23 protein-coding genes are annotated in these 26,654 nt (G+C 36.7%); 2 read left to right on the forward strand and 21 right to left on the reverse strand.

The genetic code is table 11. The annotated features are described in order from the left end of the window. Positions 1-264 precede the first annotated feature (264 nt). From IPO86_09270 to IPO86_09335, 14 genes are all read right to left on the reverse strand, one after another. Positions 265-1,203 (reverse strand): hypothetical protein, encoded by a 939-nt coding sequence (locus tag IPO86_09270; GenBank protein ID MBK9728293.1) that lies wholly within the window; start codon positions 1,201-1,203, stop codon positions 265-267. A gap of 251 nt (positions 1,204-1,454) precedes the next feature. Then, entirely contained in the window at positions 1,455-2,990 is a 1,536-nt protein-coding gene (locus IPO86_09275; GenBank protein ID MBK9728294.1) for a DJ-1/PfpI family protein, read from the reverse strand. 369 nt (positions 2,991-3,359) lie between these two features. Continuing rightward, entirely contained in the window at positions 3,360-4,190 is an 831-nt protein-coding gene (locus IPO86_09280) for a helix-turn-helix transcriptional regulator (GenBank protein ID MBK9728295.1), read from the reverse strand. Positions 4,191-4,409: 219 nt separating this feature from the next. Continuing rightward, the gene (locus IPO86_09285; GenBank protein MBK9728296.1) at positions 4,410-4,808 is read right to left on the reverse strand and encodes a type II toxin-antitoxin system HicB family antitoxin; all 399 of its coding nucleotides are present in this window, start codon (positions 4,806-4,808) and stop codon (positions 4,410-4,412) included. Position 4,809: 1 nt separating this feature from the next. Next, complete coding sequence (locus IPO86_09290) at positions 4,810-4,998, reverse strand: type II toxin-antitoxin system HicA family toxin (protein ID MBK9728297.1); 189 nt, start codon at positions 4,996-4,998, stop codon at positions 4,810-4,812. Positions 4,999-5,290: 292 nt separating this feature from the next. Beyond that, a complete protein-coding gene (locus IPO86_09295) occupies positions 5,291-6,406 on the reverse strand; it encodes a regulator (protein MBK9728298.1) in 1,116 nt (371 codons plus the stop codon). A 361-nt stretch (positions 6,407-6,767) separates the two neighbouring features. Beyond that, positions 6,768-9,911 (reverse strand): T9SS type A sorting domain-containing protein, encoded by a 3,144-nt coding sequence (locus IPO86_09300; protein MBK9728299.1) that lies wholly within the window; start codon positions 9,909-9,911, stop codon positions 6,768-6,770. 892 nt (positions 9,912-10,803) lie between these two features. Further along, positions 10,804-11,781, reverse strand: coding sequence for a hypothetical protein (locus IPO86_09305; GenBank protein ID MBK9728300.1), 978 nt, complete (start codon positions 11,779-11,781; stop codon positions 10,804-10,806). Positions 11,782-12,016: 235 nt separating this feature from the next. Then, positions 12,017-12,913 carry a T9SS type A sorting domain-containing protein gene (locus IPO86_09310; GenBank protein ID MBK9728301.1) on the reverse strand — a complete coding sequence of 299 codons (897 nt, stop codon included), beginning with the start codon at positions 12,911-12,913 and terminating at the stop codon, positions 12,017-12,019. A 164-nt stretch (positions 12,914-13,077) separates the two neighbouring features. After that, entirely contained in the window at positions 13,078-13,446 is a 369-nt protein-coding gene (locus tag IPO86_09315) for a hypothetical protein (protein MBK9728302.1), read from the reverse strand. A gap of 335 nt (positions 13,447-13,781) precedes the next feature. Then, positions 13,782-14,063, reverse strand: a complete 282-nt coding sequence (locus IPO86_09320) for a hypothetical protein (GenBank protein MBK9728303.1) — start codon at positions 14,061-14,063, stop codon at positions 13,782-13,784. Between the two features lie 454 nt (positions 14,064-14,517). After that, complete coding sequence (locus tag IPO86_09325) at positions 14,518-14,835, reverse strand: hypothetical protein (GenBank protein MBK9728304.1); 318 nt, start codon at positions 14,833-14,835, stop codon at positions 14,518-14,520. A 535-nt stretch (positions 14,836-15,370) separates the two neighbouring features. Beyond that, the gene (locus IPO86_09330; protein MBK9728305.1) at positions 15,371-16,771 is read right to left on the reverse strand and encodes a T9SS type A sorting domain-containing protein; all 1,401 of its coding nucleotides are present in this window, start codon (positions 16,769-16,771) and stop codon (positions 15,371-15,373) included. A gap of 1,005 nt (positions 16,772-17,776) precedes the next feature. After that, positions 17,777-18,109, reverse strand: a complete 333-nt coding sequence (locus tag IPO86_09335; protein ID MBK9728306.1) for an alkylphosphonate utilization protein — start codon at positions 18,107-18,109, stop codon at positions 17,777-17,779. Positions 18,110-18,471: 362 nt separating this feature from the next. On the opposite strand from IPO86_09335, the gene IPO86_09340 reads away from it, so the two are divergent. Beyond that, positions 18,472-18,801, forward strand: coding sequence for a hypothetical protein (locus IPO86_09340; GenBank protein MBK9728307.1), 330 nt, complete (start codon positions 18,472-18,474; stop codon positions 18,799-18,801). Positions 18,802-19,063: 262 nt separating this feature from the next. Here the strand turns inward: IPO86_09340 and IPO86_09345 are convergent, their stop codons facing one another. The 3 genes from IPO86_09345 to IPO86_09355 form a co-directional block, all read right to left on the reverse strand. Next, a complete protein-coding gene (locus tag IPO86_09345; protein ID MBK9728308.1) occupies positions 19,064-20,176 on the reverse strand; it encodes a hypothetical protein in 1,113 nt (370 codons plus the stop codon). A gap of 187 nt (positions 20,177-20,363) precedes the next feature. Continuing rightward, a complete protein-coding gene (gene purE / locus IPO86_09350) occupies positions 20,364-20,867 on the reverse strand; it encodes a 5-(carboxyamino)imidazole ribonucleotide mutase (GenBank protein MBK9728309.1) in 504 nt (167 codons plus the stop codon). Beyond that, a complete protein-coding gene (locus IPO86_09355) occupies positions 20,864-22,015 on the reverse strand; it encodes a 5-(carboxyamino)imidazole ribonucleotide synthase (protein MBK9728310.1) in 1,152 nt (383 codons plus the stop codon). The genes purE and IPO86_09355 overlap by 4 nt, the downstream gene beginning before the upstream one ends. Before the next feature lie 68 nt (positions 22,016-22,083). Between IPO86_09355 and IPO86_09360 the strand changes: the two genes are divergently transcribed. Beyond that, positions 22,084-23,421, forward strand: a complete 1,338-nt coding sequence (locus IPO86_09360; protein ID MBK9728311.1) for a dihydroorotase — start codon at positions 22,084-22,086, stop codon at positions 23,419-23,421. A gap of 280 nt (positions 23,422-23,701) precedes the next feature. Here the strand turns inward: IPO86_09360 and IPO86_09365 are convergent, their stop codons facing one another. The 4 genes from IPO86_09365 to IPO86_09380 form a co-directional block, all read right to left on the reverse strand. Continuing rightward, a complete protein-coding gene (locus IPO86_09365; protein ID MBK9728312.1) occupies positions 23,702-24,343 on the reverse strand; it encodes a DUF3267 domain-containing protein in 642 nt (213 codons plus the stop codon). 126 nt (positions 24,344-24,469) lie between these two features. Further along, positions 24,470-25,315: an MBL fold metallo-hydrolase gene (locus tag IPO86_09370; protein MBK9728313.1), complete on the reverse strand. Its 846-nt coding sequence runs from the start codon at positions 25,313-25,315 to the stop codon at positions 24,470-24,472. 13 nt (positions 25,316-25,328) lie between these two features. Next, positions 25,329-25,835, reverse strand: coding sequence for a 6,7-dimethyl-8-ribityllumazine synthase (locus IPO86_09375; GenBank protein ID MBK9728314.1), 507 nt, complete (start codon positions 25,833-25,835; stop codon positions 25,329-25,331). Between the two features lie 20 nt (positions 25,836-25,855). After that, positions 25,856-26,569, reverse strand: coding sequence for a tetratricopeptide repeat protein (locus tag IPO86_09380; protein ID MBK9728315.1), 714 nt, complete (start codon positions 26,567-26,569; stop codon positions 25,856-25,858). Positions 26,570-26,654 lie beyond the last annotated feature (85 nt).

The raw sequence follows: 26,654 nt of genomic DNA on the forward strand, positions 1-26,654 counted from the left end.
CTTTCGCTGAAACTACTTTATCATTCAGTTCTTGAAGAGGGCAATGTAAAAAGGAAATGCCCCCGCAGGTTTAAACTGAACAGCAAGTATTTCAGATTGTCCGCAATTACCTGAAATTGGCTCCCGTTGGTCGCCAATTTCGGCGGATCAAAGCGGAGCCAGGTATTCGCTGTTATCGGTAAGATTCCAAAAACAAATGATACCCATGTCATAAGCATGTTTATAAGCTTCAAAGTAAAACACCTCATCCACCATTGAATCATTTCATTTATTCCACCAGTCCGAAGCTATACGGAAAAATTCAGCCTTATGGTTTTTTCCATCAGAATCCTCTAATGTGTGGCTGCAGTCAGCAAAAACTTTAACTATTAAATTTTCTTTTTTTAATTTCTTAAATTCATTTTGCATAAAGTACACAGATTCGACCGGAGCCATTTCATCCTTTTCGCCATTAGCGACTAAGATTGGAATGGTTAAAGATTTGAAATAATCCATTGGTTTAAATGGAAGGGCGGAAGCCCAATATTTATATGTTTGCCCAGCAATCCTAAGCTTTATATTTTCAGGATATTTTTTTACTTCCTGATAAACCAAATCAAAATCCATGTTATATTGGTTACCCCACATTTTAAATTCTTCTAAAGCGGGCATACCGCCACTTCCTAGTAAAATTAAATGGGTGATTTCCTGGATTTCCTTTGCTAAATGAACTGAAATATTTCCGCCTTTCGAAACACCAAAGAGTACGATTTTTTTATGTTTGAAAACATTACTCTCTAAAATTCCTATAATAAACTCCTTTTGATCCTGAACTATTTGCGAGTGGTAGTTATGGTAATCAAATTCTTTTGACGCTTTACGCATCCCAGTTTCTCTTTTTTTGACATAACGTTTTTGAAGTGCATATATAGTTGTGTTTCCTTGTAGTTCATTAAAATACTGACGTAGATAATAGAAATAACTTGTGTGTCCTGAACCACCAATAAAAAAAACAATCACATCAGAGTTTTCTTTATTCCCCTTTTGGTGTACATAATAAGTTCCAAGATACCCATCACTAAACTTATATTGATATGATGGTAATGGTGCTATATTAGCATGAACAAACATGCCAATTTTTGTTGAACAACCATTTAAAAGTAACAAAAGTTGAACAAATAGCACCATCAAAAGTATTTCTTGACTTATCTTTTTTATTTTCATATTTTTCCTCCTTTGGGAATCTCAGCTATAGCGATTTGTGTATTTGAGTTGTTGCCGACCATCGAAGCAGGTAACTGTCTAACGAAACACAAACAAAGATAAGAAAAACAAAACTCAATACAAGTTAGATAGTGGCAATAAACCAAATTGCGCTGCCATAGGCTGGCGTTCTTGTTTGTAGCGAGTTACAATAACTTTTACAACTTCCGTTTTTGACAGTATAGAATACTATTTTTTGCTATTGAATAGTTTTATTTTTTAAAATAAGAATCGCAAAAAAGAGCATTCAACTGATTGTGATTAATGAGAATTTTCATGGATTTGTTATTCAAATCAGCGATCATCAGATTTCCGTCAGCGTCTAAGTATAATATACTATTTGAAATCAAATTATATTTGAATTGGGTTGTGCTTATTCCTTCTACTTTTTGTTTGTGAGTGCCGTCTATTTTCATCGTCATTATAACACCGGGTGCTTGGATGTACATAATAGTCTTTTCGTCCAGCCAACATGGAGCATAGTTATGTGTCGTGGTGTCGTTGGTAAGATTGGTATGATAATTTCCATTTTTATCTGTTAAATAAATCTGGTCTCTCTGATCACCCTTTTCCGAAGTATAAACAATCTTATCGCCCTTCGTATTCCAAGCAGGGGTGTAGCATTTGAAGGCACTGTTTTTAGTGATTTGGTTTATCCTGTTTGTTTGAATATTGTAAGTGCAAATTTCAACTTTTGCATTCGCCCCTTTACCTTTCTGAATATTATAAGCAAAATTTTGGCCATCTGAAGACCAACTAACCGCATACTTTTTTAGCGTATCATTTATTAATAGTTTGTCTTCTTTTTCATTCAAGTTGTATAAGTAAATTTGATCCTTGCCATTAACCTGCTTAATATAGACTACTGAATTTCCGTCAGGAGATACGGACAATCCTCCTCCATCAATGGGCAAAAAGTCAACTGTTTGTGACGGAATAGTAAATTTGAATTTTTTGGGAATTGGAGGTGTATTTTCAGTCTTATCAATTTTAAAGATATTCAGTATTATCGCTTTGCCATCAGGCATCCAAGTAAAAGCCGAAATTCGTTTTTCGAATAATGTATCTTTTTTTTGAGTAACGAGATAATCTAGCGTTTCGGGTTTCCAGCTGTACATCATTATTTTAGCAACATCATTAGCCACTTCCATATTAAACATTTTAGACAGAAGATATAAAGAGCCATCAATCCCGGCAGAAACTCCTTCGGTAGTAATAATTCTGCCATTATCAACAAAACGTTTACCGGTAACTATATTTATTTTTGGGTAGTTTTTAATTAGGTTTTCAATCGCACCATAATGGCTGGTTGCTGTCATTCCGTCTAAATTACCTGTTTTGGCAAGTAGGTTTAGCCCATTACAAACCGATAGAACGTATTCTGCCTTATGATTTACTTTTGATATCCACGCAATTAATTTTTCGTTGCTTACAAGTGATAAATTATTGCCACCTGGGATAATTAATATTTCTGGCATTGGGCAATCCTCAATTACATATTGTGTAGTAATATTCAGAAAATTTTGACTTAAAAGTTTGTTTGAATCTACTCCAACAGTATAAACAGTAAAAGCATCTTTACCGTTAAAGTTGGCTTGTTGAAATACTTCACCAGGTCCTGCAAAATCTAAAAGTTCTACTCCATCATATAGCAGTATTGCAACATTTAATGGCTTATAAGTACTGTCAGCCTTAAATTGTCCAAAGGCATGATTGAAAAGAAATAGGAAGAAAAATATTTTATGCATCATTTTATTCACTTTAGATTTTTGTACGGTTTGTCCCAAGACTATTAGGTATGCCTCTAAATGTTATATCTTCTTTACCAATAAAGATAGCCAGATTAACTGACATTATCAGACAGAAAAGAAACGGTAGTCCAATACTATTGGCATATTTCGCTTCTTTAAATCTTCATTTGTGAGGTTGTTGATATTCATCCATGGTTTTTTAAAATACGGAATTCCAAATTAACCCAACCATAAAAGTTGATAAAGCTGCAACAATTATTGCAAACCAGTTTAGATTTTGAGATACTTCTGAAAAGTTCATTTTATATTAATTTTTAAAATTAGATACAAAGAAGAGCCTTTTATTTTTTATAGAATAGTAAAAAATTAACCTTTTTTGTCCAAAGGGAAAAAGTTAGTTCGTTCTTTAGGAAACTCCATTTTTATAAACTCCTTTGGATTGAAACCTGAAAAAAGGAAAAACTCTTTAATAAAGTGGGATTGGTCTGAGTAATCGCAACTGTATGCTACCTCTGTCCAAGGCAGCCTTTCATTTTTATTAATTATTTTCAAAATTTCATTAAATCTCAAAATACGATGATAATATTTTGGCGTTAGCCCAACATATTTCTTAAAGTGTTCAATTAATTGCTTTTGAGTAGCTGGATAAGTCTCTATAATATTATTTAAGTTGGTGACAGGTTCATTTTGAAGTCTTTCTATGAAATCCAATAAGTATTCAGGTGCTTTTTTTTTGTTTTCAAACCTTTCTTCTAACCAATTTGAAACAAGATTGAATTTTGCATGCGGATTTTCTGCAATCAAAATTTCTTCTCTCAATTCTAGAACTTCAGTTCCAAATATTTCTTTTGCTGAAACTACTTTATCATTCAGCTCTTGAATAGGACAATGTAAAAAAGGGAATGCCCCTGCAGGTTTAAACTGAATGGCGAGCATTTCAGATTGTTGATGTGCGGATATAGAAATAAATTTTCTATGTGTACCCGAAACCCAAACTTTTGTATATGTTTCAAGGGGTCTTAATGTTTTATTATCAAAAGTATTTCGAGGAATATTATCTAATTCAAAAACTACAAAGACATGTCCTGTGGGGACAATTCTTTCTATCGAATGATTGGGATTGAGACCCTTAAAATACAAAATAGACTCAATGTGATATTTAAGGTTAGACGGAAGGTGATATTGTTCAAAAATCATATTATTTAATCGACTATTTCATGTCGGTATTTTTGCATTAGCTTATTGAATTTGTAGGGTCGTCTTAGCATGAGCGCTAACAGATTTGAGATTAATGTATGCAGAGCATTTTGGATGACTGCCAAAAGCAAATACCTTTAAGCCAAATTTAAATCATATTCTGGAATGAAAAATGAATTACTCTGCTTGCATTAATCTCATGTTATGCCTCGTATTCTTTCAACCTACAGTAAGGCTGATGGAATTTAATTTCACACTTACATCCTTTATTGCTTTCATAACTTTTTCAGTTTGGGCTTCTGATGCTTTTTTTGTACCTGAAACATATTGTCTGAGTAAACCAGGATTTAGGTTTCCTGTTTTAGCCAATTGACTGATGTTTACTTCTGGAATCAAATCAAATACAGATTCTAAATCAACTTCAAATTTAAATTTATATCCTTTACTTAATATTTTTTTAAGATCCTTATCTTCTTTTTGGGCGATATTGAGCATTTTTTCTAAATTTAATTTGACTTCTTGATAGGTTTTACCACATGCAACACAGCCATCTACCTCTTTAATATAAGCAAAAAATGCATCTTTATTTCTTTCTATTATTGCTGTTAATTGTTTCATATTACTTTTTTAATCCTGCTTTTTTCAAAATACTAATTTCAGTACCCTTTGGTAAATCTTTCGATCCATGAAATGGAATTACTATGATTCCGGATATTGCTTCGTGTTTGTATATTTTATGACACCCATTTTGTTTTACAAAATACCAACCTTTCGTTCCAATAAGCTTTTCAAGGTTTAGGGCCTTTATAACACAAAGGTAGCATAATAGCTACTATTTTATAAATATATTTAATGATTTATTTTTTTAATATGAGGCAAAAGGTTTGGGGTATCGTGATGGCGAAGTAAATTAGTAAAAACATGCATACGAAGCATTAAACATTTTATACTAAAATAGTGTCAACGAAGCACGCCCATCGCAATTTAATTAACTAATGTGTCTGCGGAGCACGGAACCGCCACTTTTGTCAAACTGTGTTATGCGTTCGTGCTACTCTCTGCATGGTTGTCTATTATAATTTTCTAATGTCGTTTCATAACTACCAAGGTCCTTTCTGTTTAACCTGATAAAATCGTTTGCCATCAAATCGGAAGAGCCCACTTCCTGCACCCCACCACATATTTCCTGATTTATCCTGATACATACTTTGAACACAACAATTTAAACCGTTATCAGGTGTAAACATTGTAAACGCTTTTGGATTTGGTAAGGGAACGGAAGGGTCAAATCTGGTTGTGCTGCCCCGGGCTGTAACCCAAATAATTCCCGACTGTTCTATAATTATTCCCCAAAACTCAGTTCCGTTTAAGCCGTCTTTGGAAGTATATTCTGTAAAAGTTTTGCCGTCAAATTTGCAAATACCATTTTTGAAGGTAAACCACATATTGCCTATTTTGTCTTGTGCAACGCCACCTGCATAGTTCTCGCTCAAGCCTTCTTTGTCATTGAAGTTTACAATAGTTTTTCCCTGCCCGATTTCTTCATTCAGGCGGGCATCATAGCGAAAGACACCATTATCAGACGAAGCAAACCAAATGTTTCCATTTTTGTCTTCCATAATATCTACAACATTTATTGGTGGGAGCAATTGAAACAGTGAGAAGCATTGACCACCTTTGCTATCTATTGATGGGTCATATTGGTAAACGCCACCGTGCGTACCAACCCAAATTGTACCCGATTTGTCAACAAGAATACTTTTTCGACTTATATCGATATGATTTAATCCATCTTTTTGATTATAATTTCTAAATGTTTTTCCATCATATTTATACACTCCCTGGTCGGTTCCAAACCAAAGATTACCATTTTTATCTTCATTAATTGCATAAACAGAGGTACTATTAAAACCATCAGGATTGGAAAAGTAGGTCAGCGTTTTTACATCATACCTCACTACGCCTTCGCCTAAGGTACCAAACCATAAATTCCCTTTCGAATCCTGAAAAATACTTCGGATATATTGACTGACTAAGGTAGTGTCAAAATCGGGTGGCACAGCAACCGCCTTAAAGTTTCTTATTACTGTTGGAATTTGTTTGGACGTAATTGAGTCTTTATGTGTGTTTGTTTTTTCTTGTCCGTTGCAGGAAGTGAAAAATATGCATATCATAAGCAGTGCATAAATTGGATTGTATAAGTAGTATTTTGTCATTCACCTTTGATTTAGTTGTATCAAAAAAATGTTCGTTCAATCCTATGAAATTTCAAGTTTGCTGGTCGCCCAAGCATGACACATTAACGGATTGGGCTTGACACAGTTCCGCCCAAGCGTAAGCATGAAGCAAATATATTCATTCCGGGCGGCATTGTTTCAAGCCCGTGTAGTTAGCGGCATTTCATTCATTTTCAATTTTCCAGGCGACTTTCCCGCCAGACTTTTAGGCTGATCTGTCATTTGGTTGGCGTCTCGGTTTTTATATATTGTTTCCGGTTGCCGCTAACAGTTAGATGTACGCTATGCCGCCGTGCCCAGGGATTGGGGTTTGGGTTCGGAGGCACTTTTGTCTTTTGCCTTAAATTTTTACAAAACCGACCTGCCCCTCTCGCGCCCCGGCACGGACGACCAGCCGGTACACACCGGCCTTCATCGAGCCGAAGGCCACCTTCGCTGGGCTTTCCGAAAGGGTGGTAATCAACAATTTTCCTTGTAAATCAAAGACTTGCAGACGAGCAGTGCCTCCGGTACGACCTTCCCAAATGACGGTTAGCTCGCCGCTGACCGGGTTCGGCGTAACCCAACAGGGCAGGTCTGACATGGGCAGGGAAACAACGTCCGATGTCACATCCACCTTTGACTCGACCGTGTTCGTTCGGATGGGTGGGTTGAAGTCGAAAAAGATGTCGGCATAGTTATTCACCACCTCGCCCTTCATCAAGTCGGGCCGCATGGCGATGCTATATTTCACGAAGCCGTGAGAGGCAGGTTCGTCGCTCGTGTTGTCGGGTAATTGGATATCGGGGAAGAAGAACTCGACCGTTCGTCCTTCGAGCGACCACGTCATAGGGTGCGACGCGGCCTCCACCTGAAAGCTGCCAAGGTCGAGGCCTGGGCTTATCAGGTCGGTGACCCGTACGAACTCTGCCGGGAAATTACCTTTGTTTTGGAAACGAATGGTATAAGCAAGCCGCTGCGTATCGGCGACCATCTCGGGCGTGATGTTACCCTCGGGGCTGACCGACTTGTCGTTAGGGTCAAAGGAGCCAACCACTGGAAGGACATAAAACTCGACGTTGTTTGCACCCTGCGTGTCGAGGAGGTTCTCAAGGGTTACCTTTCCCGATAGATGGAGGATGGTTCCGACCGAGATGCCCGATTCGAGTTTCAGCGTCACAGGTACCACCTTAGAGCCGCCCGGTGGGATGGCTGAAAATAGCCATTGCGCGGTGTCGCCGCTCACAAGGTCGGGCAGTTCGCCGAAGTCGCTCCATGTCGTGACGAAGTCTTTCACAAAAGACAGCTGGGCATCGGCTGGCAGGTAGCCGTTGTTGCGGCAAGTCAGGTAGAGGCTGAACTCGAAGCCCGGTCGGGGTAGCGAGGCTGCGGTGATGTCAATGGCAAGGTCGCCCAACTGGCTGCCGCCGACCACCGGAAAGTCGAAGACCAGGCCAGGCGTGTCCGCATATTTCGCCAGCCCGATGTTGCTGGGTAAGGCCGACAGCGGAACCAGCCGCAGCGAGTCGGGCTGCCCGCGCCAGTCGAACGCATAGCGGCCTTGGGCGTCGGTAGCGGCATAGAGGTGTTGGCTTTTCAACTCGACGAGATGCCCGGCGAGCGGTGTGTCGGTGCTGTCGAACACAGCGTTCTGGTTGGCATCGACAAAGACCCGACCGCCGACAAGCTCAGAGCCGATGGTGCCGCTATACCAGATGCCGCCTTTTGTGGCGATGGTCAGCAGCGAGTCGGTGAAATGGTATGCGTTCGTTAGGTTGTAAAGCCCGGTCGGGGCATGGGTTTCCCACGAGTTCGCCCCGTCCGTCGAACGGAAGATGCCAGCACCGGGGGTGCCCGTGAGTATGGAGTTTCCGGAAAAATGAAAGGCATTCGGAAATGGCCCGTTGGCCCCGCTCGTCGGCACGGGAAGCGTTACTTGCTTCCAATCAGGTCCTGTCAACGGCGAGGCCATCATCCAGTAATCTTGATGGACAAAGAGGTTTTGCGGCCCGACGGCCATCTCGTAAGCAATGAAGCCCAAGTTACCGCCCAGACCAGCGCTGAAATCCTGCCATGTCGCACCCGTGTCGCGGCTCAAATAGACCTCCGACCCTTGTGTGGCAACCGCTACAAGCGAATCGCTTTCGGCAAAGACCCGCGCCTCGATGGGCAGGCCGCTCGGCGTTGGGCTGAACGGCTGCCATGTTGCGCCCCAGTCGTCGGTGAACCAAGTGCCTGTGAGGTCGCCGTAGAAGAGCCGGTGACCTATCAGCGAAAAATCATAAGTGGCCCATCCCGAGACGACTGGCAAGGCCCGTTCTATCCAGTTTGCCCCGTGCGTTGGGGAATAGAAAAAGCGCGTGTTGTTACCCGCTATAAGGTGGTTGCCCAACCTTTTTATCCACCTGATTTCGCTGTTTGTGTTTTGAAGTTGAGGGTACATCTTCTCCCACGAGCCGCCGTTGTCGGGGCTGAAATAAAGCCCATTGGGCAAGCCGAGCCACCAGTTGCCGTTGCCTTCGGGCAGGACGGCGAGCGAATTTTGAGAGGAGAAACCCTCTGTGGGTAGAAAGTCTGCACCCGGCGAGTCGGCCCTGAAAACGCCACTGTCGGTGATAGCGATGATGGCCCCCGACGGCGGGAACAAGCAGGCGCGGGTGAGGCCCTTCAGCCCGGTGGCAGGCAGCGGCTGCCAAGATTGCAGCCCGTCGGTGGAGAAGATGATAGAGTCCAAGCCGTGCAGGAAAATAGTATCGTTGCGTTCGGCCACCGAGACCTCGTTTTCGTGGTAGAGGAAGGGGAGGCCGCCACGCTGCCAGGTCGAGTCTGCGGCTGTTTTGTACAAATACTCCGCATAAACCCCCTCGAAGAAGATGAACACGAAGTCGCCCGCCTCCAGGATGCGTCGCGGGAACACGAAGTTGTCTGAGGCTATGTAGGTTGTCTTCCATCCCCCAATTCCCGTCCATCGGAAAGCAGCGTTGTAAAAAGAGCTAAACCAGCCCTGGTTGGTGCCGATGATGTTCCATCGGCCGCCTCCTGGGCCGGGCTGCCATGTCGTGCCGCCAACGAGAGACATGTGGCTCTCGCTGGTGTTGACGACAATGGTATCGTTTTTTACATCGAATACACCCATCGTCCCGTTCACCTGGTGGAGGTTGCTGAGGATGTTCACCCAGTTTGTACCGTTGTCCGAGCTTTTCCACAGGACGTTCGCGTAGGTGTTGTGGTCCTGACCCACCATGTAGAGGTTGCCGTTGTCCCAATCTAGTTGGACGGGCAGTTGGCCGAGGGAAGCGGCTCCGGGGAGGAGCTGCCAAGTCAGGCCGTCGTCGATGGAGGTGAACAACCCGGCGGCCCCGCCAGCGTAAAGAACGCCGTTCGGCGTGACAGCCCAACAGGTGATGTATCCGCCGACCGGGCCGGGCAGCGGCTGCCATTGGGCCGTGAGTTGGGTAGTAAAAAAGAGGTGGAGGAAAAAGGCAAGTTGAAGGAGTGTTTTCATAAAAGATGAAAATTTTGGTTCAAATGGCGGTGTTGCATGAACCGGAAGGTCACTTCCGTTTTGTGCATTCTTCTCCGCCAATAATTTGGATTGAGTAGTCAAGGCAAATATAGTTATGGTTTTGCACCCGCTTATCGAAGCCGTCCAGTTCCTGCTGACCTACAGTTCCTCTACAAACTGTCGCCCATTATCTTCCGTAGCCCATACATCAAATATACTGATTTTTCCCAAGATCCAGGGTAACTGGTAAGGGTTTTAAGTTTTTACAACAACAATATGCCGCTTGCAATCCTACAGTAGAAAAACGTTCAGAATTGAAAATATTATCTTCGTCTTTTTATTGTTGTTGAAAATCTTGCGAAAGGCAAGCTTGTTTTTTACATCAACAAACTGCATGATTAGATTTTCCACAAAAGTATTAAAGCCTCTATGGGCTGAAGGGCTTTCTTATAAAAATTGTGAAGCCAGTTTTTTAGCCACTCTAAGTCGCTTTTGTGATGGTCGGTGTCACGGTTATTCAATTTCATCGTCTTGGTGGCATCCCGTTTTATTTATTCAATCGTCTCGGAGGCGTCGCGATTTTTATTTTTTGTTTCCGGTTCTGACTAACGTCACGGGCCAAGCCTGAAAATCAAATAGTTGCAAATCAAAAATCATCCGGTTTAGGATCAAACTTAGCAATAGATTTTCGGATACGACTTACGAATCCTGGTTTTCTTTTTTGATCAAGCAGGAGGTATCCTTTGGGTGGTACATATTGAATTTTTTTAGTGATCATTGTCCATATTATTACGCCTAGTTTTCTTGCTGTAGCCGAAACCCCCGTCTATTGCAAATGTGCTGTTAGTTCCAGTATGTTTGGTTATTGTATCGCCTGTATGGAAATTTAATTCTACTGTGTTTTTTTCTGTAGGTCTTTTAAGTCCCCAGATTTAATATTATATGATACAGGTGAATATGTTGAATATATTATCTCTCCAGTTAGCGAGTTGACAACACTAATATATTTGTCCGTGCTACTTTTGATATAAATTAGATAATAAAAACTTGTTTTGTCTGCAAGAATTTTTTGATTTAATTCATCTAAAGATATTAATTTGTATTTAAGTTTATAGTCTTCAAATAAGTCTTTTTCATCGTGTTTTTTAGTTTCGTCCCCTGTGAATTTATTAAATTTCGTCAAAACATATTCTGGAACATACAAAACTTCTTTTTTTAGATTTTTCATTTCCTTTGAATTGAATATGCCTGAATATAGAGTGCGATTTTCGCTTTTATTTAAATAGCTTATTAATGATTGAATATAATTTTTCAAAATACCAGATCCCCAGTTTCGGATATGTCCATTTCCGTCATAATCTGATTGGAAAAGTTTGTCGGGATCGGATAAGGTTTCAAAATCAGTAAAAAGTTCTATTCTCGCAACTTGGATTTTATCACTATTTCCAAATTCTTTTTTCTTTTTTTTACTTTGAAAATATTTTTCATTACAAGTCCATAGTTCAAGATATAAATGTGTATTGGAGTAATTGATACCATTTTTTCGACTACCATTTTCATATAGTTTAATGAATTGAGTACTTGTCTCATAGCCCCCTATAGTTAAAAATGAATTTTCCGGAGATATATATTTTTCGATTTCGGAGTATTTTATAAATTCAAATTTGGAAATAGTCCAATTGTTTTTAAATGCATTAACATACTCTTTAGCCTTTTCCGAATTTGGGTCTTTCATAGCAATGTACGTTGTCCCACTTTTTATTTTCGCAATTTCAGAAATATTTGAAATTGCAATTTGACTATTTGCAGAAAATGTAATGGCCACACTAAACACGAAAGTTGTTAGAAAGAATTTGATTTTTGTTTTCATTTGTTGTTTTTTTTTGGATTTATTTTTAAATTTTGTCGAATTATAGATTTCCTACTGGTAATGTCTGTATATATTCGCACTAGCGTACAAGTATCCACGAGGTCCCGCACCTGGTGGGCACCAAAAGTAATACTTTATTTCTCATGTCATGGCCAAGAGTAAATGAGTGCAGTTAAAAGCGGGATCGTGTTGTATACATTGTTGGCTTTAGTGAGATTATCATGTGTTTTTAATACTAGTCTGAAATTAATAGCTTTCCAGTTGCAATTGTTTTATTGAACTGTATAAGTTGAGCATAATATAATCCACTTAGAAGTGTTCCTCGTAGGAAGGTAAATGTATTTCCTGAAATATTATTTACTTGTTTTACAATCTTTCCATAAAGATTTGTCACTATTAAAGACCCATTTTGTAAATATTCATCTGTATAAAAGATCGTTTGATCGCAAAATGGGATAGGAAAAATATTTATTTTCATTTTAACGGTACTTAAATCAGTTGATGAAATTACAAAATTGCAATTTTGCGCAATTTTAAAATCATAAAACCCAAATATAGTATCTTCATAACAACGAAGTCCATGGTAAAAATTGTAGTCAATCCAATTGCTGTAACAAGTAAAATTAATGTCAGGATTAGGCTGATAAATGCTTCCAATGTGTTGATATACTTTTCCTTCAAATGCATTATTTAGTGATGAAATATATAATGTTTTAAGAGAAAAACCATTAATTATTTCAACTCCAGTTGAATCAACATTAATCAATAAATCGCAAGTATCAGTTTGCATAATCCAACTATCCCCCTTACTTTTATTAAAATCATAAAGGACAGTAAATTTATTTATTGTTGTGTTATACCAATACACAATATTGTTATCCTCGTAAGCTATTATTTTGTCAGAAATATCACTGAAAACGAGAGATCCTTTTCTTTGTATAACTTTGCAGATATGCCCACCTATTAATGTATCACCTGTTGATATCCATCGTCTAAAGTCAATCTTTTCACTTGCAAAGTATATCACCTCAAATGTCCAGACGGCTCCTTTTGGAGCAAATGTTAATACCTGCTCATAACTTGCAGTTGAGAAAATCAGAGTAATCAATATTAGTAAATAATTCTTTATCATTTTTTCAGCATTGAAGCCAACGGATTTGGCATAGACACTGCACCGCCAATTGTTTAGCAGCCAAAACTAAAAAATTAATTTGTCATTAACGAAAAAAATTAAAAGAAAATGATTTTTGATGCTTGGCGGTGTAGAGTCTATGCCGTGTTGGCAGCTGTGATATTTTACTTGAACTCTACCTTCTCGATTTGATATTTTTCCGGGTTCTTATATATTTCGAACATTTTATTCCTCATTGCATCTGCCTCTTCAATAGTATAATAATACATTAAATCCGAAGTACATCCTTTTGTATTTTTGCATCGATTGTTTACAAATTTACCCCAATCAAAAGCTTTTTCCTTAATAACTTGGTCATCACTTTCTATCTTTAGAATATCTGTATAGAGTATATATTTTATTGTAGATTCTTCTTTGGATTTCCATTCATGAGAATAGCAAAAGTAATAACCGGTATTTTTAGAGGTGGTTAATTCCTTACTGCAAGAAAATGTAAACAGAGTTAATAATGATAATAAAGACAAGAGTTTCATATTGCAAGGTTTTAAAGTTAATGCAAAATAATTAAAATATTTAGATTAAGCCAAAATATTTTTTAATCCATGGCAGCCAACGTCAGAGTGTGAAAATACCAACATTTTTATTCATAATTCCAAAAAGCACTTTGAATAAGTTCATGTAACGCAATTTTAGACGGTATAGGAGTAGTATTTTTTTAATTGCCTAATAGTATTACAAAATAGTAAAAGCTCCAAAAGTCTTAAATTAAGGCATTTTGGAATGAAAGTAGAGTCTTTTTTGTAAGGAGAAACCCAATTTTTTAATTTCTCGCTTAGCTCTGGTACTCCGAGTATTGTAAAGCAACGTTTTATGTTATATACCAACATAATGAGACTATGCTCTCCATTGACTTTTCAAGTCCTTTGAGATTGGTGTAATAATATCCCCATTTACTTTTTATGGTTCCAAAAATATGTACATTTATCTCTTGGAGCTTGCTATATAATGCAGCATTTTTTTTGTAGCGTTGATTATGTGCTTCTACTGCTACTGCAAATTCACATCTTTCGATTTCTCTTCCTCCACTAGCGCTTCCAGTACAGAGGTGTTTTACTGGACATATTTTACATTGTGGGGTTCGGTATTTAATTTTATTTTTATTGAATCGATGACTAGAGTTTTTATCTCTGGATTTTTTATGCTACAAATATCACTGGATTTTCTTGGCAAATTGAGTCGTCTAAAGAAGTCCTTTGCAATTGCAATCTTGGTATATCTTTTACGCGATTCATACAACATAAATATACAAAAACAATTTAAATTATTTAAGAAATAATTGAATTAAATTGCATGAAATTATTTCACAACCTAATGGTTAGTACATGCGTCGTGACGGCGTTTAGTTTGCATGAACGTCATGTACATTTTTACTGACAGTATTCATTTTAGAAGCTATATCCTATTGTTATAAATCGCACTACTAAAAAATTAAATCTTATTCCATTCGATACCACTGGTTCCAGTTCTTCAAATACGGTCATTTGTTGTCCTGTGTTTGGATTGATTTTATTTATTGTGCGATTTTCTTGAATTCTTGTATTGAACTATGTTAGCCTGAATCCTGATTCCATTCCGACGCTGAATTGGTTGGTTATGTAATATTTAATTCCAAAAAATGGATTAATTCCAGCGTCAATTGTTCTAGCAGTTCTATCAGTTGTGCTTGTACTATTTAAAATAACACCTCCTATAGTGGCATTATTAGGAAAATCATCATCACTTTTGAAGAATTGTCCATAAATGTCAGATCCTATGTAATGAACAAATCTTTTATTTTGAAATTGCTTTTCGATTCCAATCCCACATGTTAAATCAACAATATCAGACGGATGAAATTCGATATTCGTTGAATCTTGGTTCATCCTTGTAGGGTCATCGGTAAAGTTGATTTGAGTATTTATTGAAAAGTATGCTGCAAGAAATTTACAGAATTCACTTCAATTAAATCTCCAGTTTGATGTTTCTTCTTGAACATAATTGTAGCAGCTACTGTGTTATTATAAATGTTTTGGATAGATCGAAATCCTAATTCAATCTGATAATTGTTTTTCCTTATCTCACTGATGTTTGATTTATTTTCTGAGTTTTGGGCACATAAATTTATTCCGAAAAATGTAACTAAAATTATGGAACTAAAATATTTATTCGCTTTTATTTATTTTCTTATTGTCAGTAACGGATTGGCATAACGTCAAAGTGTGAAAATACCTAAATCCAATTCGTTTAGAATGTAATATTTGAAAATTTCTAAGGTACCTCCGAATAAAATAAGCCTAATTGGGAGTTTTTTCACATCCTGACATAGAAATCTAAACAACGGCAGAAGGCAGGTTGATATCAATTTACATAAGTTTAGGCCTTCGTTGGTGCGTCCTCTTTTAGTGCTACTCTAGTTTTCTACTCAATTGCTATTTTTTTATTCACAACATTTCTCTTGTCATCAATTATCTGTAAAAAATATATCCCATTTCGCATCGCACCTTTTTCTAAAGTGAACTCTTTGCCTGTAAAGTTCAGGGTTTTTAATTCTTTACCAAGCAGGTCTGTTATTTTTATAATCGTGTTATTTTGATCCTCCCTAAAGGATATGGTTGTTTTTGATGTAAGTGGATTTGGATAAATATTAACTTGGAATAGCTGAAGCTCGTTCACACTTGTCGTGTTTTTAATTAATTGATTTTGAAACCATGCCATTCCGCCAGAGCCACCAAATGTTGCTGAGAGAATGTCCTGGTCACCATCACCGTCAATATCATCCACTCTTACAAAAACAGGATAATGAATGGATGTTGTAACTACTTGATATTTGCTTGAATCAAATGCATTTCCACCTTGGTTCCAAAAGCATCTGACAGCACCTTTATAGTCGACTCTGTTATACATGGATGCTATAAGATCTTTTTTACCATCACCGTTAATATCAGCAGCATAAATGCTAGTTACTACAAAGTTTGTATCAACCACCATCAAATTATGAATGGTGAATTTTCCTTTTCCGTCGGATTGGTACCACTTCATGATATTGTCTGAATTAGGAAAATAAGAGCTTGATGGATAAAGTATATCTACAATTCCGTCTGAATCAAGATCGCATAGGCTCATGTAATAATATCCAAACTCAAGCTGTGAATCGATAGTTTTGGGAGTGTTAAAGCCGCCTTGTGTGTTATTTTGGGAATATAATATTTTATTGCTGTTTGTAAGCTGAGCGATGTCTTCATATGAGTCGCCATCAAAGTCATGACTTACAATTGAATATCCAAACTGGCTTAGCTTTATGCCGTTACTGTCTAAAATGCCGTTCGTGTTATTAAAAATGCTTGAAGAGGCAACTATTTCAGGATAATGATCCTTATTGACATCAACGGTGTTGATGCCAAAATATTCACCAGCTACATGACTTACAACAGTTCTTGTAAAATTTTCCGAGCCGTCGTTAATAAAAGCCAATACATTTTGCCCGTAATAATTGTCCGCGGCAAAATCAAGGTGTCCGTCATTATTAAAGTCGGCAAGAGCAATGGATTCTGAGTAATAGAGGTTGTTTTTTCCTGCGTTCCAGATTTGTTTTGCAGGAGAAAAAGTTCCATTTCCCATATTCTGATACCAAACTATACTGGTATCGGACGAGCGATTAACCATTAGTATATCTTTACTACCATCTCCATTAAGGTCTACTATCTGCGAATTTGCTGAAGCTTGTTTTGAAAGGGTAAATTGCACAAAGGGGATCTGAGCATTTACTTTTGTGCGTAATCCAAGGAACGCAAAAACAATTAGTGGATAAATTTTTTTCATTTGTAAGTCTTTTTATTAATTTAGAATGGCTTTTAAACAATGAAGTATTACGGTTTGTCCTTACCGATTCCACGGTGACAAAAATAGAACAATTTTTTTATTCTCAACCAATTCCTTTGGACATTTTGAATCTCTATGGGTTTTTATTAATAGGCCGAATTCACCGATTGCCAGCTTCGGCCATCATCAAATTGCTTTTATAAGTATTTTCAAACAAGATTATCCTTAAGTTCAACTTTGGGAAGATATTTCTCGAAACATTGTATGAAATACTCTAATATGCAATAATCGTAATGAATTGTTCTAGGACTAAAAATCTTTAGCACCATAAATGATTTCTACTCTTCTAACCACATATTTTTGGAATACAGCTTCAAACTATATTGGAATGAAATATTATTCCATAATTAATATACTTTTTTATGAATTTCCGAGCTAAAAATTTTTGTGTTAGGGAAATAATTTGGTATTGTTCAATAGAATACATATAGATGATAGTTGGGCATTTGAAAAACGGCAACCCAACCTTTACAAAAATGCCCGATAGAATCACAAATGTTGAGTTTATAACGATCAACCCCACTTTTGCTTTTGCGAAGATATAATAGGGTATTTAACAGTATTATTTATGTTATTGTTTCTCACCATGGATTGTAGATCGGGTCAGTGAATAAATAACTTCCTAAAATTGTCAAAGGAATTGCGGTCAGCAGAAAGATAATAATGGGTTTCAATTCTATTTCAGTTCGTGTTTGCCAAACGATACTCGTCAAACATTTCCGAAAATTTGTTTGATTTTCAAAATGTGAACGACTGCTTTTATTCCAACCATTCCTGTCAAAGCGGGAAGTAAAACCAAAGCTTCACCCAAACCGGCTGCTCCCGAAATTGTCGCGGCAAGGAATGAAATTGCGAATAATATGATTAGTTTAGTACATAAAATTTATTTATTCGTTCAATAAATCATGTTTGTTAGAAATATTCCTTGCTCTCGGAGTAATAACTCTATGCTTTTCGAACGAATTCGGATTTTAAAGCCATTGAACCAAATTCATCAATCTTACAATCAATGTTATGATCGCTATCATAGTTTAGCCGAATGTTTTTAACTTTTGTACCTGCTTTAATCGGCTTAGGAAAGCCTTTTACTGGTAGATTTTTAATGACAATGATACTATCTCCGTTTTGAAGTTCGTTTCCATTGGCGTCTAAAATTTTTTCACTCACTGTTTCAATTAATTCATCAGGGTTCCACTCATTTCCACATTCGGGACAAGAATATAATTCGATTCCTAGTGAATAGCAATATGGAGATTTACATTTTGGACAAGATTTCATATTTATATTATTTAGTTTTTTTTATTGTAATTAGGCATAACGGCAAAGTGTAAAAATAAGATCTTTTTCATGCATTATTTTATAAAACATTTTGTATAAATTTGTATTATTCAATTTTATATGTTGTTATAAGCGTAACATTTTTTTAATTGCCAAGTTTTTCGACAAATTACTAATAACGCTAAAGAGTTTTATTTAATCCAATTTAGAAGAAGCAAAGGGTCTTTTTTGAATGGAGAAGCCCAATTTTTAATCAATCGGTTAGTTTTGGCATGCCAAGAATATTAAACATTTTTTGATGTTGTACACAAGCATGTAAATTGTCAGCATAAAGTGGACCAAATATAACTAAAAACTAGTATGTGTTTCCAAGATCAATTAAATTTACAAATTTTGGAAACAAAGAAGAAACAAAGCGTCTTCAATTAATTCATCAAGATCTGCTACTTCCAAAGCCAATACTGAAGGTGCAATTATCCATTGTGTTCAGGATTTTATTAAAGATGGGATTAGACATAAATATTTGTCCAATTTGCAAAAAAGGCATGATGATTCTTGAGAATACTAAAATTTATTTCAACGGAATTTTAATCGACATCAATATCATAAAGAACAAAGGTTCTCCTAAAAAAGACAATCTATGTTATGGTAACATTCTATTAAAAATACAGTATACAAATCACCATATCTAAAAGAAATACTTGGCTTTTGGAATGGCGAAGCCATAATAAAAAGCTAGAGATAAATTCAATTCTAAATTACAGGAATGACTAATTCTTGTTTTATTTAATACTAAGGCACCTATACACAGGTCTCGCTGAACACCGTATATTCAAAAGCCTATTTTGTAAATTTTTTATCAGAGTTCTTAATCTTCATGTCTAATGCAAGGCGTGGCTTATGTTTATCCGGCTTAATGTTAATGGCTGCTCTATTTTCTGTCATATTGTTTATTTAATCGATAATCAATTCGATGAATGATGTTCCGTTGAATTTGCAAATACCATTGTTATCTGTTCCAAACCATAGTTCTCCGTTTTTGTCTTTATAAATTGTATTTATTGCGTTGCTGGTAAGTCCGTTTTTGGTTGTGTAATTAGTTAAGTTGTTTCCGTCATATTTCCAAACTCCTGCGTCAACAGTTCCAACCCAAATGTTTCCATTATTGTCTTCGTTAATCGAATATACACGAGCCAAAGTTCCTAAACCTGGTTTTCCAGAGGCTCTAAAGTCCGCATTATTAAGTCCTTTTTCTTCAGTGAAATTTGTCAAAGTCTTTCCATTATATCGGAATAATCCAGCACCATTATTTCCAAACCAAAGGTTGCCCTTAGTGTCTTCAAATAAACCAAGAACGGCAGGACCTGACAGTCCTTTTTCTTTAAACCAAGTTAGTGTTTTACCATCATAACTGCATACTCCCTCTGCTTGGGTTCCAAACCAAACATTTCCTTTTTTGTCTTTGAGGATACTGTAAACACCATAGCGACTAAGCGAAAAAGGGGTGTTCATTTGTGAGTTTGAACTTGATGGGTCAAATGGTAAATATTCAAGTGAAGAATTGCTGTATCTAAACACTCCACCACCAGCGTAAAACCATAAATCGTTATTTTTTGATTGCCATTCGATTTCTGTACCGTTAGGTATTTTGACTTTATTGGTAAGTGTTGTGATTTTTTTGCCATCAAATTTACTAATGCCGAATGTACCTGAGCCGAACCAAATATTTCCCAAATCATCTTCTTGAATGTTTATTACTTGATTGTCTGCAAGTCCGTCCTTCACGGTAAATTGTGTCAATGTTTTTGCATCGTAACGATAAACACCTGCTCCATTTGTCCCAATCCAATAATTACCATTTTTGTCTTGAAAAATACTACGTATGTTCTTGTCAATGGTTTTTAAAGTTGTTGAATTGTATTGGTTAACCTGCTGTGATGTTTGAGTCGTTACAGAATGTCTTTCCACTTTATTACTTGAATTGTCTGATTTAATTTGTCCGTTGCAAGAATACAAAAAGACAAAAATGAAAGTAGAAATGGCGAACTCTATAATAGTTATTTTCAAGTTAATCATTTTAGTATTTTAATTTATGGTCGGTTGTCATGAGTTGCCTATAACAACGCAAACCTCCGCAATTCTCAAGAATTAACCACCTAAGCTAATTATCAAAAGCCACTATCAGATAAATAATTACCAGAATATTTGAACTTGTCCACGAATGCCTGATTAAAATCAGTTTAAGCTAAGTCCACTAAGAAAACCGCTGCTTGACTTCCTGGTCTTTTGAAATTACAAGACTTTTCATCTGCTCCATATAATCCGCCAAATTGGATTGTAAGCCCACATTTTCAAGACTCAGTATTTTACAAGCTAATATGCCAGCATTCTTTGCGCCGTTTAAAGCGACCGTCGCAACCGGAACGCCATTTGGCATTTGCAATATCGACAAAATGGAATCCCAACCATCGATAGAATTACTCGATTTTATTGGAACTCCAATTACAGGCAGGGTAGTGAGTGAAGCAACCATACCGGGTAAATGTGCGGCACCTCCTGCTCCTGCAATAATCACTTTTAAGCCTCTGGAGATCGCCGTCTTGGCATATTCTACCATGTTTTCAGGAGTGCGGTGCGCTGATATAATCCGAACTTCATATGAAATCCCAAATTGATCTAAAATTTCGGCAGCATCTTTCATGATTTTTAAATCACTGTCTGATCCCATTATAATACCAACTTCCGGATGCTCTTTCATGAAATAACTTTGATCGTTTGTGCCACAAATTTAGCGATTTCTTTGCATCTTTCAAGATTGGAGTCCGTAATCGTTACATGTCCCATTTTGCGATTTGGCCGGGTTTCTTCTTTGCCATAAATATGGACATGAACACCATCGATTTTTAAAATTTCATCCAAACCTACATAACGCGCTTTGCCAGCATATCCTTCTTCTCCTAATAAATTTACCATAACCGCTGCCCGGGTGTGCTGCGTAGATCCTATACTCAAGCCGGATATAGCTCGCAAATGATTTTCAAATTGACTGGTAGCACCATTATCCATCGTGATGTGTCCACTATTATGAGGTCTCGGTGCCATTTCATTAATCCAAATCGAACCATCTTTATTGTAAAAAAATTCCACCGCAAGGAGCCCAACGATTTCAAGCTTATTGGCCAATTCAAAAGCTATTTTGCTCGCCTTTTTTTCAATATCATCCGGAATTTCTGCCGGACAAATTACAAATTCAACTAAATTGGCAGTAGGATGGAAATCCATAGATACAGCTGGATACACTTTTGTTTCTCCAATGATATTCCGAACTGCAATAACACTGATTTCTTTTTTAATATCAGCAAGTGTTTCTATTACACTATGACCATCCATCAGTTTTGGTATAAAAGTTTCATCATGAATAAGCTCAACACCTTTGCCATCATAACCTCCGGTTCTTAATTTTTGAACAAAAGGAAATGAAAGTGCTCCGGAATCAATCGCTTCTTCAATTTCTAATTTTGAATTAAATAATCGAAATGGAGCTGTTGGAAAATGGTGATCCTTGTAAAATTGTTTTTGATTTCCTTTATCCTTAATTAAATCTATAATTGCAGCCTGAGGATATACCAAAATACCTAATGCCTCAAGTTTATAAAGACCTTTAGTATTTACATTCTCGATTTCAATTGTAATAATTTGCAAAACTTGACCAAAGCCAACAACATCTTCATAGGAAGTAATATCGCCTTCTATAAAATTTGCACTGGCTCTTCCAGCTGGATAATCTCTTGATTTGTCAAGGAAGAATAACTCTAAGCCTAGGCTATAGCCTTCCTGAGCCAACATTCTGCCGAGTTGTCCGCCACCTAAAATACCAATATTGAGATCGCCAGGAATATAAAACATAAAATATTTTTGCGAAAATCGGAAGCTTTGCCAACATCTTATCAATTTTATGCATCTTTTCGTAAATTATGAGCAAATTATTAATTAAGAATGCCCTCCTGGTGAATGAAGGTTCTATTTTTGAATCTGATATTCTGATTAAAAACGATCGAATCGACCGGATAGATCGGAATATTTCATCTTCAAATGCAGATATCCTGGACGCTGGAGGAAAGCACCTCATTCCAGGCTGTATTGATGATCAGGTGCATTTCAGAGAACCAGGTCTTACACACAAAGCCACCATAGCTACCGAATCTGCTGCCGCAGCTGCAGGTGGGGTTACTAGTTTTATGGAAATGCCCAATACGATTCCAAATGCTTTAACAGGAGCTTTATTAGAAGATAAATATCAGATTGCAGCAAAAAGCTCGTTCGTTAATTATTCATTTTATATGGGCGTTTCTAATGAAAACCTGGAAGCTGTCCTAAAAGTCAACTACGACGAGGTGTGTGGCATTAAAGTATTTATGGGTTCCTCTACAGGAAATATGTTAGTGGATCGACTCCAGGTTTTAGAATCTCTATTTAAAGAGGCGCCAGTACTTATTGCTACGCATTGTGAAGACGAAAAAACAATTCATCATAATTTGGATTTAGCATTCGCAAAATATGGAGATGACATACCGGTAACAGAACATCCAAATATTCGGAGTAGGGAAGCGTGTTATTTGTCATCAAGCCTTGCTGTTGCATTAGCAAAAAAGCATGATACGCGCTTACATATCTTGCATATTAGTACGAAAGAAGAGTTGGATTTATTTGATAATTCAATACCGCTAAATGAAAAACGAATTACCGCTGAAGCATGTGTGCATCATCTTTATTTTAATGATCAATATTATACAAGTTTAGGAAACCAAATAAAATGCAATCCGGCTATTAAAACTATCGAGGATTCAATAGCTATTGCCAATGGATTGATTGAAAATAAATTAGATGTGATTGCTACGGATCATGCACCGCATACTTGGTTAGAAAAATCTGAAAAATACAGTAAAGCTCCAGCAGGATTGCCATTGGTTCAACATCCGCTATCACTAATGATAACAATGGCCGAAAGATTTCATTGGGATCTTCCATTTGTCGTACAAAAAATGGCGCATAATCCTGCAATCTGTTTTAAAATCAAAGACCGTGGTTACCTTCGGGAAGGTTATTTTGCAGATCTTGTTTTGGTAGATGTAAATCAAACATACAAAGTCGAGAAAAAAGATCTTTTGTATAAATGTAATTGGTCACCTTTAGAAGGTATTGAATTAAAAGGTCAGGTGATGTCGACATTTGTAAATGGGGAAAAGGTATTTGATGGAAAGCAAGTTATGCAAATGAATGCTGCGAGGAGGTTGGGGTTTGATAGAGGATAGGGTAGTGAATGTAAAATGTTTCAATAATAGATTAAAAGAAACTTCAGTTTTGAAAAATGCTCACCTAACGCTGTATTTTGAACGATTAAATTTGTATTTGTAAGTTCATTTTCCGGTGAGTAAAAGTGATTTTATATTTGAATGAACTATGTTTTAAAATTTGTTGTAGGTGATAATCCCATTACTTATAAAGGAGGATATTTTATTCTTTTTCAACTTTTGAAAAGATTCATAAAGACAGCCTAATTAAAAAGAAATTCTAAGGCTTGAAAATATAAAGTTATAAATTAGTATTTTCTTCCTGCAGCTTACCATAGAAGTAGGAAATTTTATTATCTACATCATCAAAGGTTACGATTTCTTTGTTTTTGTTAAATTCAAAATAACTTAACAATCCAAAGTCACCAGAACACATTGCAGTATGCGTTAGCAAAGTACCAACAATTGTCAATGTCCAGTTAGGATTCACAGTAAAAAATAATACCATTAAAATAGTTGTGATTATTACAAATGGTGCAAGTGCAATAATCTCAAACTCTTTCTTGTTTGCTACAAATTTGTCTGCAAGAGCCATAAAATAGAATTTTTTAAGGTTTGCATCATAAGAAGTATTTTTAGCTCCCTGCGATTTATAAGCTAATATGTGAATGTATTCGTGAAGTGGTAATAATCCGAATGCAATCGCAAGTCCATAGCTAAAATGTGTAAAACGATTGCCAAGGTCAAAGTCAGGTTTGTCAAATCCATTCATAAATAAATATCCCGCGAGTCCAAAAATAAAGAAGTTGCAGAAATAGTAAAAAATTGAATACTTTGTCCGTTTATTAATATATGTTCTTATGAATGGAACTAATTCATTATGTCCAAATTTGTCAAGTAAAACATAACCCTCAACTTTTAATTCTTCTGGTTTGATTTTCATTTTGACATTCTTTTTCTTTACCCCAGAGCACCATGGTCTGCGATAGTGGTATTGCTATAAATTGGTTCGATTTTTAGGATTGTTATTTTCTTTAATTATAAACTCCTAAATTAAATTTGAAATGGTCTAGCAATCTATTTTTTTGTCAAATACAATCCGACCTCGATCATCATATTTTACAGTAGCCGCAGAGGTATTAGGATCGTGTTCAAAAATAAGAATGTGTTGATGATCTGCAGCTTGTTTTAATAAAAATTCTTTTTCCTGCAGAGATACTAATGGTCGAACATCATAAGCCATAATATAGGGCATGCCTATATGAAATGATGAAGGCAGTAAATCGGCACAGTAAATATATTTTTGATTATTAAATTCTATTTCAAGAGTCATCATCGCTTCTGTATGCCCAAACGAATAGCGAATAACAATGCCAGGTAACCATTCAACATACGCTTTATCCGATTCGATAAAATGTAAAACACCTGCATCCAATAATGGGACAAAATTTTCTTTAAGAAAAGATCCGCGCTCTCGTTCATTAGGATTCATAGCCCAATCCCAATGTCGCTCATTTGACCAATAATTAGCATTTGGAAAAGCAGGTACCAGGCTTCCATTTTCAAGTCTTTTGACAGCACCACCGCAATGATCAAAATGTAAATGAGTCAAAAAAACATCCGTAATATCCTCTGCTTCAAATGCGCGTTCTTCCAATGATTTGATTAAACTTGCATTGCCGTGTGGGTGAAAAAAAGATCTGAATTTGCTATCCTGTTTCTCACCCATCCCACAATCTACCAGAATTTTCTTTTCGTCTGTTTCTATTAAAAGGCAACGCATAGACCAGGTACACATATTCTGCTCATCTGGCGGATTGAGTTTTACCCACATGCTTTTTGGGATCACTCCAAACATAGCACCGCCATCTAATTTAAAATATCCGGTCTCTATAGTTTGAATGGATTTAATCATATCATGTATTTTCTCATTCCTGATTTGATAACTGTAATTGCGATCTTATGTTTAGCATTTGTATTGCTGTAATCGCAGCTTCTTCTCCTTTGTTTCCAAATTTGCCACCTGCACGATCTTCTGCTTGTTGTATATTGTTTACGGTGAGCACTCCAAATATAATAGGTTTTTCACTTGAAATGTTTAAATCTAAAATGGCTTTTGATATTGAATGCGCAATAAATTCATCATGTTTTGTTTCTCCCTGAATAATACAACCAAGACACAAGATGGCATCCGATTTATAATATTCTAATGCCCATTTTGCTGTCAATGGAAGTTCAAATGATCCTGGTACAGCAATCGTTTTGATTTGTGATGTCGGAACTCCACAATTCGTTAACAGCTGGATTGCACCAAGTTCTAATTTACAGGTGATTTCAGAATTCCATTGGGCTGTCAGAATACAATATGTAAATTGCGTAGCCAGCTGGATTTCTAACGGATTCAGCGAGGATATGCTTTTTAAGCTACCCGCCATATAAACAGGAATTAGCTAGTTTACTCAAGCGGTATAATAAACTTATCAATTCCGTTTCCATCTGGGGAATCCGGATATTTTGTTTTGATTTCTTTAAATGCTTTTAATGCACCTTCCTTATCGCCAAGTTTTTGCTTGAGAACTCCTAGTTTTTTCAAATTGACAGGTGTTAAAAATTCATTTTCTATAACCGTAGTCGCTTTTTGATAATATTTTAATGCTCCTTCTAAATCATTTAATTCAGCACTCACATCACCTAAAGCTGCATTTTTTAGGATCGGCATTATTTTACCATTTGCATCGAAGTCTTCAAAGTATTGTTTAGCTTCTTCGTATTTCTGAAGATTTAAACAACACATTCCTGCATAATATTTTGCAAGATTTCCTGCTGCGGTACCACTATAATTTTCAGAAATTTCTGCAAATCCAGCAAAACCACCACCCGGATTATTTAAGGCAAGATCAAAAGAATCTTTTTCAAATAAAAATTCTGCTTGGTACATTTGTTCGAGCGCTTCAAGGTTTTTTGGCTCTTGATACATGAATTTATAGAGTAACCAACCTCCAATTACCAAAACTAATCCGCCTAAAACTCCTAAAATTGTGAGTTTATGCTTCTCATAAAAATCTTCTGCATGGTGCTTTACATCACCAATATCGATTAAAGTATCCTCTTTAGAACTTGCAGTTTTCACATTTCTTGGGGTAACACCCGACCTGTATCCTTTTGCCATAATTGCTGTATGTTTTTAAAAAACTTCGCAAAAATAATACCTAGAGTCCATTTAAAGACAATTATCTGCGACTTTAGAAGACTTA

This window comes from Saprospiraceae bacterium, assembly GCA_016717265.1.
In the GTDB taxonomy this organism is placed as follows: domain Bacteria; phylum Bacteroidota; class Bacteroidia; order Chitinophagales; family Saprospiraceae; genus Vicinibacter.

What these genes read in the sequence shown, in the direction of transcription:
- IPO86_09355 (MBK9728310.1), bottom strand. Translation starts at nt 22,015, where the DNA reads ATGTTTTATATTCCTGGCGATCTCAATATTGGTATTTTAGGTGGCGGA.
- IPO86_09325 (MBK9728304.1), bottom strand. Translation starts at nt 14,835, where the DNA reads ATGAACCAAGATTCAACGAATATCGAATTTCATCCGTCTGATATTGTT.
- IPO86_09380 (MBK9728315.1), bottom strand. Translation starts at nt 26,569, where the DNA reads ATGGCAAAAGGATACAGGTCGGGTGTTACCCCAAGAAATGTGAAAACT.
- IPO86_09270 (MBK9728293.1), bottom strand. Translation starts at nt 1,203, where the DNA reads ATGAAAATAAAAAAGATAAGTCAAGAAATACTTTTGATGGTGCTATTT.
- IPO86_09310 (MBK9728301.1), bottom strand. Translation starts at nt 12,913, where the DNA reads ATGATAAAGAATTATTTACTAATATTGATTACTCTGATTTTCTCAACT.
- IPO86_09280 (MBK9728295.1), bottom strand. Translation starts at nt 4,190, where the DNA reads ATGATTTTTGAACAATATCACCTTCCGTCTAACCTTAAATATCACATT.
- IPO86_09335 (MBK9728306.1), bottom strand. Translation starts at nt 18,109, where the DNA reads ATGAAATCTTGTCCAAAATGTAAATCTCCATATTGCTATTCACTAGGA.
- IPO86_09330 (MBK9728305.1), bottom strand. Translation starts at nt 16,771, where the DNA reads ATGAAAAAAATTTATCCACTAATTGTTTTTGCGTTCCTTGGATTACGC.
- IPO86_09365 (MBK9728312.1), bottom strand. Translation starts at nt 24,343, where the DNA reads ATGAAAATCAAACCAGAAGAATTAAAAGTTGAGGGTTATGTTTTACTT.
- IPO86_09275 (MBK9728294.1), bottom strand. Translation starts at nt 2,990, where the DNA reads ATGCATAAAATATTTTTCTTCCTATTTCTTTTCAATCATGCCTTTGGA.
- purE (MBK9728309.1), bottom strand. Translation starts at nt 20,867, where the DNA reads ATGAAAGAGCATCCGGAAGTTGGTATTATAATGGGATCAGACAGTGAT.
- IPO86_09305 (MBK9728300.1), bottom strand. Translation starts at nt 11,781, where the DNA reads ATGAAAACAAAAATCAAATTCTTTCTAACAACTTTCGTGTTTAGTGTG.
- IPO86_09315 (MBK9728302.1), bottom strand. Translation starts at nt 13,446, where the DNA reads ATGAAACTCTTGTCTTTATTATCATTATTAACTCTGTTTACATTTTCT.
- IPO86_09285 (MBK9728296.1), bottom strand. Translation starts at nt 4,808, where the DNA reads ATGAAACAATTAACAGCAATAATAGAAAGAAATAAAGATGCATTTTTT.
- IPO86_09300 (MBK9728299.1), bottom strand. Translation starts at nt 9,911, where the DNA reads ATGAAAACACTCCTTCAACTTGCCTTTTTCCTCCACCTCTTTTTTACT.
- IPO86_09295 (MBK9728298.1), bottom strand. Translation starts at nt 6,406, where the DNA reads ATGACAAAATACTACTTATACAATCCAATTTATGCACTGCTTATGATA.
- IPO86_09375 (MBK9728314.1), bottom strand. Translation starts at nt 25,835, where the DNA reads ATGGCGGGTAGCTTAAAAAGCATATCCTCGCTGAATCCGTTAGAAATC.
- IPO86_09360 (MBK9728311.1), top strand. Translation starts at nt 22,084, where the DNA reads ATGAGCAAATTATTAATTAAGAATGCCCTCCTGGTGAATGAAGGTTCT.
- IPO86_09370 (MBK9728313.1), bottom strand. Translation starts at nt 25,315, where the DNA reads ATGATTAAATCCATTCAAACTATAGAGACCGGATATTTTAAATTAGAT.